A 9692-nucleotide genomic window follows, 5' to 3' on the forward strand; every position below is an offset into this window, starting at 1 on the left:
GAGCTTCCTATGCGTGAGATAGGCGGATGTCTGCCGAGCTGGGAAGAGCTGCAATCGCTGAAGTCGGCTGCCCAGGCAAGTGGCCTTCCGTTGCATATGGACGGCGCCCGACTTTGGGAATGCCGCGCCTTTTACGGTCGCTCGTATGCCGAAATAGCGGATGGTTTCGACTCGGTCTACGTGTCGCTCTATAAAGGAGTTGGCGGGATCGCAGGAGCGGTTCTCGCGGGTAGTGACGATTTCATTGCGGCCGCAAAGCTCTGGCGTCACAGAATGGGCGGCAGACTCGTTGCACAAAGCCCAATGCTGATATCCGCGGCGATGAATTTCGATGCGCGGCTCGCGATGATGGACCAGCTATACGCCAGGACACTAACCTTTGCGAAAGGCTTGAACGGAATAGAGGGAATACGTACGCTCCCGCGCATCCCGCAAGTCAATATGCTCCATGTCTGCTTCGACGGAAGCGTCGACGCACTTACCGCCCAACGCGATGCCATCGCTTCGACCGACAGTTGCTGGCTGTTTAATGGAGTCAGGGAGTCTGGCGCGCCGGGTTGGAGTCTTGCCGAGATTTACGTTGGAGACGGCTTGCTTTCTCTTGCGGACGAACAGGTTGTGCCGATGTTCGAGCGGCTGATGTCAGCAGTTCGCCGAGCCTGACGTTGACGCAATCCGGCGCTGCGCTTTGAAGGCCGGTGCATGCGTTGTGACGGGCCGAAGCGTCAATGTCCTGTACGACCTGCAGGCACCAGAACGGGCCATCGCTGATGGCCCGCCTCAATCGCTCGCGCCGGATCCTTTAGTGCCCGCCCCGCGCTTCGGTGGTGACGGGGGAATGCCCGGCCCGGCGACTGAGCAGAATCGTGACGATGGCTGACAGCGCCAGCGATGCGGCAACCGCGCAAAGGCCGGCACCATACCCCCCGGTGAGCTCTTTCAACCAGCCGATCACGAACGGGCCGACAAAGCCGCCCAGATTCCCGATGGAATTGATCATCGCGATGCCGGCCGCGGCTCCAGCACCCGACAGAAACACGCTCGGCATCGCCCATAGCGGCGCTTTGGCTGCACTGATGCCGATGTTCACGATCACCAGTGCCAGCACGATCATCAGTGCACTGTCAGCGCCCCCTGCCAATACGAAACCGACGCATGCCAGCGCGCACGGGATGACGACGTGCCACGTCCGATCTTCGGTCCTGTCAGAGTGTCTGGCCCATGCGACCATGGCAATGACGGCGATAACGCTCGGAATGCCGGCGAGCAAACCGGTCTCGAATGTGCCGAAGCCGTACTGGCGAATGATCAACGGCGCCCACAGTCCAAGTGTGTAAAGCCCTGCGGACGTCCCGAAATAAATGAGCGCAAGCGCTAGGACTCGAGGGTCTCGAAGTGCGCCCCATGCTCCAGCGGTGTGGCCAGCGTGCGCATGCCTCGCATCGGCCTCCGCCTTCAGCGTGGCAATCAGCCATTCGCGCTCATTTTGTTGAAGCCATTTGGCCTTAGAGGGCGTATCGGTCAGATACTTCAACACCGCGAAACCGAGCACAATCGCCGGGACTGCCTCAATGATGTAAAGCCACTGCCAGTTGGCTAAACCCAGGATAGGTGGCAGTTTCATGATGGCACCCGACAAGGGCGAGCCGATGGCCGTGGAAATGGGCGCGGCTGCCATGAACCATGCGGCTGCCACTGCCCGCTGGCGCGCAGGAAACCACAAACTGAGATACAAAATGATGCCCGGGAAGAACCCGGCTTCCGCTACACCCAAAATAAAACGCAGCGCATAGAAGCTATTAGGACCAACGACGAATGCGGATGCAGCGGATACGATTCCCCAAGACACCATGACGCGCGCGATCCACCGGGGTGCGCCGACCTTATGAAGAATCAGGTTCGACGGTACTTCGAAGAGGAAGTAGCCGATAAAAAACAGGCCACCGCCCAAGCCGAAGGCCGCCGGCGACAACCCGATGGCCTTATTCATTGTCATGGCTGCGAAGCCAACGTTGACGCGATCGAGAAAGCTGACGAAGTACAGCAGCATCACGAACGGGATGATCCGCAACATAAGCTTGCGGGAGACCCGTGCCTCGATGTCCGATTCCATCGTCTCCTCCTTGGAGGTGCGAGCACTGCTCCGATTGGCGCTTGCGCGGCAAGCACAAGCGCCCCGGCCCATCGGCTAGCGTTTGCCGCCTCGCTTAGGCGGCATTGGCGGCGGGCACTGCCGCGCGCTGGACAAGCGCGCACACCGCATCGGTGACTTCGGCTGTGGTAGCCGTGCCCCCCAGGTCGCGCGTGTGCAGCGACGTATCGGCGGTGACGGTTTCGATTGCCCGCATCACACTCGCTGCCGCGTCGGTTTCCCCAAGGTGTTCCAGCAACATGACCACCGACCAGAACGTGCCGATCGGGTTAGCCAGACCTTTGCCCATGATGTCGAACGCCGAACCGTGGATCGGTTCGAACATCGACGGGTAGCGACGCTCGGGATCGATGTTGCCGGTGGGCGCGATGCCGAGGCTTCCGGCTAGCGCGGCGGCCAAGTCGCTGAGGATATCGGCGTGCAGGTTCGTCGCGACGATGGTGTCGAGCGTCTCCGGGCGATTGACCATGCGTGCGGTTGATGCATCGACGAGTTCCTTGTCCCATTTGACGTCGGGAAACTCCTGTGAGACTTCCCGTGCGATTTGATCCCACATCACCATCGCGTGCCGTTGCGCGTTGCTTTTTGTGACGACAGTCAGTTGTTTGCGCGGACGCGACTGCGCCAAGCGGAACGCGAAGCGCATGATGCGTTCGACGCCGGCACGCGTGAAGACCGACACGTCAGTCGCCGCTTCTATTGGGTGCCCTTGGTGAACGCGACCGCCAACGCCAGCGTATTCGCCTTCGGAGTTCTCGCGGACGATGACCCAGTCGAGGTCTTTCGACTTGCAGCGCTTCAACGGCGCATCGATGCCGGGCAGGATGCGGGTCGGCCGGACGTTCGCGTACTGATCGAAGCCCTGACAAATCTTCAGACGCAAGCCCCACAACGTGATGTGGTCGGGAATGTTCGGGTCGCCCGCGGAGCCGAAAAGAATGGCGTCCTTGTCGCGGATGGCGTCGAGGCCATCGTCCGGCATCATGATGCCGTGCTCGCGGTAATAGTCGCCGCCCCAATCGAAGTTCTGAAATTCGAACGTAAACGAATCGTTATTCTGCGCGAGCACTTCAAGCACGCGCTGGCCCGCCGGCACAACTTCCTTGCCGATGCCATCGCCCGGGATGGTTGCGATACGGTAGGTTTTCATGTCTCCGGATTTTCTTTTGTGGTGGTGGATTCACTCTACGCCGCATCTGCACGCCAAACTCGTTGCTAAAATCAAGGCGTCTTTAACTTTGGTTCAAAGATGAGACGATGCTAAAGACCGTGGAACCCGCGGATCTGAGTTTTTTTTCGACGCTGGCGTCATCGGGCAGTCTGAGCGCCGCGGCGCGCGAGTTGGGCTTGACGGCCGCTGCCGTCAGTAAGCGCTTGTCGCAGATGGAAAGCCGCAGCGGAGTCGCGCTCATCAACCGAACCACGCGCAGGATGATGCTGACGCCCGAGGGTGAGCTATACCTCGAGCGGGCGCGCCAGATCCTCGACCAGATCAATGCGTTGGCGGAATTGCTTGGGAGTGCGCAGCAATCTCCGAGAGGTTTGTTGCGCGTCAATGCGACGCTCGCTTTTGGCCGCAGTCACGTTGCACCGTCCGTCTCGCGCTTCGTCGAAAAACATCCCGAAGTGTCTGTGCAACTGCAACTTTCAGTGACGCCACCGCCGTTGACCGATGATGTGTTCGACGTGTGTATCCGCTTCGGGGAGCCACCCGACGCACGCGTGGTGGCAAAGCGGCTCGCCTCGAACCGGCGGCTGCTCTGTGCGGCACCGTCATACCTTGCGGCGCACGGCGTGCCGCTTACCGCGAACGACCTGACGAGACACAATTGCATCGGCATCCGGCAGGGCAATGAAGCCTACGGCGTGTGGCGGCTGACCTCCGGTAGCGGATCAAGCCGCAGGACGGAGGCTGTGCGGATCAACGGTTCACTGACGACGAATGACGGTGAAATCGCGGTGAAGTGGGCGTTGGAAGGCCATGGCATCTTGCTGCGCGCGGAGTGGGACATCAAGCCGTATCTGGCGGATGGATCGTTGATTCAGGTTCTCCCCGACCACGAAACACCGAATGCGGACATCTTTGCCGTTTATTCCCAGCGACATCAGTTGTCGAACCGCATCCGGGCATTTGTCGACTTCATTGCGCTCGAGCTTGGGAGCTGAACAACAGCTATGAAGTGGCCGTCAAAAGCGCACTCTCGTAGCAGATGGGGACGGTGAACTGGAACACCGCGCCGCGAGGCACGTTCGCGCTCAACGACAGCCGTCCACCGTGTTCTTGCACAATGGATTTGCAGATGGACAGCCCCATACCCAAACCGGTTTCCTTCGTCGTATAAAACGGGTCGAACAGGCGGTTGATCTGCTCAGGCGCGACACCCGGACCGGAATCGCACACCGTCACGCGGAGGGTATTCGGCTCATCGATTTGAGTGGCGACCATAATGTCCCGGGGGCCATCCTTCACCGTACTCATCGCCTCAATGGCGTTCACAATGAGGTTGAGCATCACCTGTTGGAGTCGGACTCGGTCGCCTCGAACGGGCGGCAAGTTTTCCGCAAGCTGCATTCGGACAGACACACGGTTCTTTTCGGCCTCGCTGCGCGATAGCGCGACGATCTCGCGAATCGCCTCGTTCATCTGGAGCCACTCCTTGGATGTCGGAGCGTTTTTGATGAGGCCGTGAATACGGTTCATGACTTCACCGGCGCGCGTTGCATCACGGATGATGCGCTCGAACGCTTGGCAAGCCTCCGACAGATTGGGCTGTCGAGCGGCAAGCCAACGCAAACCGGCCGATGCATTAGCGACAGTCGCAGCGATAGGCTGCTTGATTTCGTGACTGATTGAGGCCGCAAGTTGCCCCATTGTCGTTACACGGTTTGCATGGGCCAGTTCCAATTGCATCTCACGTGCATTCGCTTCGGCGCGCTTACGATCGCTTAGATCGAGCACGAACTCGACGCCCTGGTTTTCTTTTTCTTCGAAGCTTGCCGCGCCGACAAGCACGGGTACACGGCTGCCATCCTTCTTGAAGTATTCCTTCTCGTAGGGCTGGAGCGTGCCCGTCGCTAAAAGCATGGGTACCCACTCATGTCTTTCACGCTCGAGCCATTCGGGCGGCGTAAGCTCCGTCCAGCGGATCTGGCCGGAGATCAAATCATGACGGTCATATCCCACAATGCGCAAGAAAGCGTCATTGGCCTCGAGAATCTGTCCTTCCAGATCCCAGATAAAAATTCCGACAATATTGGCGTCCACGAGGCGCCGGATTTTCGCTTCGCGCACGGCCAAGTCGCGATACAAACCGGCATTTTCCAGTGCGATCGCCGATTGCGAAGCGATAAGCTTCAGCACCGTTACGCGCGCCGGCGCAAATACGTGCTGAGCAAGGCTGTTTTCCAGGTAAAGCATGCCGACGAGCTTTGCCTGGGCAAGCAAGGGCAAGCAGAGAATCGATTGCGCCTGCCTTTGCCGAATATAGGGATCGGCGGCAAATTGCGGCTGGGTTGCGGCATCGTCAAGAATTACGCTTTCCTGCGTGCGCGAAACATATTGCAGCACGGAGGTCGGCAGTTTGGTGCCACATACGGCTTCGTCTAGCAGTTGCACGACGACGGTCTGACCGCGCGTCGTGGCTTCGGCAACGATGCGTTGTTCGCCTCTGCACTGCACCAGCAGGGCGCGATCAGCGCCCGCTTGCGCCATTGCCGTATGCATCAGCGTATTGATCAGATTATCGAGGACGATCTCGCCTGAGACCGCCTGCGACACGCGAATCACGGTGGCGAGATCGAGGTCCGCCACCGGTGCTCCAATTGTGCTGGTCGGCCCGAAAGCTGGCGGATCCTCCCTCAGTTGGGGATATAACCGGTCGAGCTGCCTGACTTTGCCGCTGGCGCCCCAGTTGATGTAGCAGCGATGGGCGTTGCGCAGCAATGCAACGGCAACCGTGTCGAGGCCACGCGCAGCGTAGAAGCGGGCAGCGGACTCGTTGGCCATGCCTTCCCAATGTGTGAAGCCGTTTCTCCTGGCTGATTCGATCGCTTGCTCAAAAAGTCTCTCGGCTGATTGCGAGTCTCCTTTTATCTCTGCCATTTCTGCGGCAACGAGCGCGTGTTTGCTCAAAAAGTTTGACGGACAATTTTTCGCCCAAAAACCAAGCTTCTTTTCATACGCGGTCAAAGTCGTCAAAATCGCTTCCCGGTCTTGATCCGCCGCATCACGGTAAGTCCGGGTAAGAACGAGCGCATGGACAAAGTAGAACGTGGCCTCCATGGGCATGGACATGGCGCCTGGCAGCGTTCTTCTCGCTTCTTCCGCATGATGTCGCCATACTGCGTTGTCTCCCATGAGATACGCGGCTAGAAGCTTCATCGTGTGATAGAAGGTTTGGCCAGTGATAAAGCCCGCCTCGACAACCTTTGCGATGCAGCCCGTTTCGTGCAGCGTTTCATCGGAGAACGAGGAAGCTTCCAGCGTTTTGCCCATCAGGCACCTGAAGAACTGCTGCTCCAGGCAGATCGTGTGGTACACCGCATCATTGCGTGAGCCCTTTGCGAAATCGGCGTATTGATGGGAAAAGTCGAGAAGGTCCTCAAGCCGATCTCCGCGTTCCACTGCCTGCCAGATCACCTCAAAAGCGATGTGGCCGGCGAACACGAAATCACCGGCGTCCATGCAGGCACGGAAAGCCCTATCGAGAATGGGAAAACCCGTGGCAACAGGGTGAAGCCAAAAATTGATGTGGTCACCATAATGATGGAGGATGGTGCCCCTACGCGTGATATCGCCGAGCTTCTCATTCAGCTTGATGGCCATTTCTGCGAAAGCATTCGCGGAATGGGGATCGTCATATAGGGAAACCAGCATGATGGCAAAGCTGGTGTAGCCGACGCAGGACTCCTTGGTGTGCCCGAACTTCAATGAGCAGTTGATCAGCTTGAGGGTGATCAGCGGAAAATATTGAGGCGTGTTGCCCAGATAGGCCACAGGAATGGCGTTGGCGAGCAGCGCGATCGTGGCTCTGATCCTGCGATCCACAGCCTCGTCGGCGTCGGCCAAATCCGCGATCTCGCGTCCACGCAAATTGACTTTCACCGCTGCCGCTTCTTGCTGCGTGGCATTGTGCAGTGTTTCGTCGTCAGGCGGCATCTCCACACCGAAAAGCTGGAGCGCTTTGACGGCCATGGAAAGCGCATCGTCGTATTTGCTCGCGATCTGGTACATCTTCAAACGCAGCTCGTACACCGCGGCCTGATCGAGATCGGATTTCGCATGCGCAAGGACGACTTCGAACAGGTTTTCGGCCGCTTCGAAGTCACCGCGCAAGTACTCGCTTTCCGCCCAATCCAAAAAAAGCGCGAATTTGAATTCGTAACGGGTGTTCCAAGCTTCTTCCGTGAGCAGCGCGGCTGAAGCCGCAAAGAAGTTTCGCGCGGTAGCATAAGCGACGGATGCCCTCGCTTTTCTTCCGGCCGCGGCATTGAGCTCTGCAAGCCGTTCTCGTTCAGCGGGGTCCCTAATCAATTCGATGCCCGCATTGAGGTGATTGGCAACGTCGAAGAGCTTGTCATCAAGCTCTTCTGGGGGTGTCCGTTCAAACAGTCTCCTGCCGATCATTAGCCGAATTGCGGCACGTTCCTGCTCGGGAATGAGCGAATAGGCGATCTCTTGCACGCGATCATGGGTAAATCTGTATGCGGAGTCGAGCCTTTGGACGAGCTCGTAGCGGACGGCCTCCGAGAGACGCGCGTCGGCCTCATCCGGCGCATCCAACACGCGGGAGAATGTGGCGACGTCCGCGGTGTTGCCAAGGCAGGCCAGCAGTTGCAGTGCGCTCTGCGTGTCTGCAGGCAGGCGAGTCAATTTGGCTGCCATGAGGTCTGCAATGTTGTCGGTGTAGCCCTGCGAGAATGCGCGATCGAGGTCCCAAACCCACTCGGCAGTTTCGGGATGGAAAGTAAGTACCCCCTCGTCGGCGAGCGTGTTCAAAAACTGAATGACGAAGAAGGGATTGCCGGCAGTCTTTTCGTGCACGAGCTGGGCGAGCGGCGCCGTCCGGCCCGGTTCGCAGCGAAGCGTATCCCCAATCAATTGTTCGAGATGCTTGCGCTCGAGCGGTGCAATGGCGATTTCCACTACCTTGCCACCCGCGGCTCTGACGGCGTCGAGCTTACGCGTCAGTGGATGAGTGACAGTGACTTCGTTGTCGCGATAGGCACCGACCAACATTAGCGACTGCAAATCCGACTGGGTCAAAAGGTCTTCCAGCAGATCAAGCGTGGCGGGGTCGAGCCATTGCAAGTCGTCCAGAAAAAGCGCCAGCGGATGTTCCGGCCGCGCGAAGACGTTGACGAATCGCCGGAACACAAGCTGAAAGCGACTTTGAGCCTGCTGCGGCTCGAGCTCCGGGACCTGCGGCTGTTTTCCGATGATGAGCTCGAGCTCCGGGACTAGGTCTACCATGAGCTGCCCGTTTGAGCCCAGCGCTTCCAGAAGCGCATCGCGCCAACCGCTGAGCTCGGCATCGCTCTTCGTCAAGAGTGGCCGGATCAGGCTTTGAAACGCTTGTATCAGCGTCGAATAGGGGATGTCCCGCTTGTACTGATCGAACTTGCCGGACGCAAAAAGCCCGCGAGGCGGCACAAGCACCCGGTGCAGTTCGTTGACGACCGAGGATTTGCCTATACCGGAATAGCCGGAGACCAGTACCAGCTCCGGCGCGCCGCTACTGACGATTCGATCGAAGGAGGCGACTAAGGTCTCGACCTCGTTCACGCGTCCGTACAGCTTCTCCGGGATCAGCAAGTGATCAGGCATGTCGTGCTGGCCGAGCGGAAAGTCCTCGATGTCGCCGTGAGTCTCCCATTCGGCGATGCAGCGGCGCAAATCGCGCTCGACACCGCCCGCGGTCTGATAGCGCTCCTCAGCGGTTTTCGCCAGTAGCTTGATGATGATGGATGAGAGCACGGGGGAGAGACTCGCCAACCGCTCGCAGGGAGGGACTGGCTTGCGCGCTATGTGGCAGTGCACCCATTCCATCGGATCGGCCGCGGTGAACGGCAGCGAGCCTGTGAGCATTTGGTAGAACGTGACACCGAGTGCATAGAGATCGCTGCGGGCGTCGATCGAGCGGTTCATGCGTCCGGTCTGCTCGGGAGCCATGTAGGCCAGCGTGCCGGCGATGGTCTCGGGGGGCTCGGGCGCCTGCCGCTCACGTGGCAGGCGCGAAGCAATGCCAAATCCCATGAGCCGCGCCTGTCCGTCAGCGGAATTCACGAGCACGTTGGCGGGCTTCACATCCTTATGGATGAGGCCACGTTGGTGAGTTTTGCCGAGCGCTGTGACGATACCCAATGCAAGGTGCAGGAATCTTCCGACCTCCATGGGTGCCCCGATCAACCGAGCAAGCGGCTCGCCGCCCGGGTCCTTTAACACGAGCGTTGGCGAGCCACCTTCGCGTGAAAAATCGAGGACGCGCACCGCCCACGCGTCATCCAGCTCTTCCCGGAGTTCATATTCGTGAACGAAGTG

Annotated in this window: 5 protein-coding genes; 2 read left to right on the forward strand and 3 right to left on the reverse strand. The window is 59.1% G+C overall.

Going from position 1 to position 9692, the window contains the following annotated elements:
* Positions 1-663: threonine aldolase family protein (locus tag VL598_RS02215; RefSeq protein WP_325325069.1), on the forward strand; the 663-nt coding region annotated here is incomplete at its 5' end.
* A 139-nt stretch (positions 664-802) separates the two neighbouring features.
* On the opposite strand, the gene VL598_RS02220 is transcribed toward VL598_RS02215, so the two are convergent.
* Positions 803-2113 carry an MFS transporter gene (locus tag VL598_RS02220; RefSeq protein ID WP_325325070.1) on the reverse strand — a complete coding sequence of 437 codons (1311 nt, stop codon included), beginning with the start codon at positions 2111-2113 and terminating at the stop codon, positions 803-805.
* Between the two features lie 94 nt (positions 2114-2207).
* On the reverse strand, positions 2208-3302 hold the full coding sequence (locus VL598_RS02225; RefSeq protein WP_325325071.1) for a tartrate dehydrogenase: 1095 nt from the start codon (positions 3300-3302) through the stop codon (positions 2208-2210).
* Positions 3303-3409: 107 nt separating this feature from the next.
* Here VL598_RS02225 and VL598_RS02230 point away from each other — a divergent pair, with 107 nt between their 5' ends.
* Positions 3410-4318: a LysR family transcriptional regulator gene (locus tag VL598_RS02230; RefSeq protein WP_325325072.1), complete on the forward strand. Its 909-nt coding sequence runs from the start codon at positions 3410-3412 to the stop codon at positions 4316-4318.
* Between the two features lie 7 nt (positions 4319-4325).
* Here VL598_RS02230 and VL598_RS02235 read toward each other — a convergent pair.
* A partial coding sequence (locus VL598_RS02235; RefSeq protein ID WP_325325073.1) for a trifunctional serine/threonine-protein kinase/ATP-binding protein/sensor histidine kinase occupies positions 4326-9692 on the reverse strand: 5367 nt, incomplete at its 5' end.

Source organism: Trinickia sp. (genome assembly GCF_035492435.1).
Taxonomy (GTDB): Bacteria; Pseudomonadota; Gammaproteobacteria; order Burkholderiales; family Burkholderiaceae; genus Trinickia.

What these genes read in the sequence shown, in the direction of transcription:
- VL598_RS02220 (WP_325325070.1), bottom strand. Translation starts at nt 2,113, where the DNA reads ATGGAATCGGACATCGAGGCACGGGTCTCCCGCAAGCTTATGTTGCGG.
- VL598_RS02225 (WP_325325071.1), bottom strand. Translation starts at nt 3,302, where the DNA reads ATGAAAACCTACCGTATCGCAACCATCCCGGGCGATGGCATCGGCAAG.
- VL598_RS02230 (WP_325325072.1), top strand. Translation starts at nt 3,410, where the DNA reads ATGCTAAAGACCGTGGAACCCGCGGATCTGAGTTTTTTTTCGACGCTG.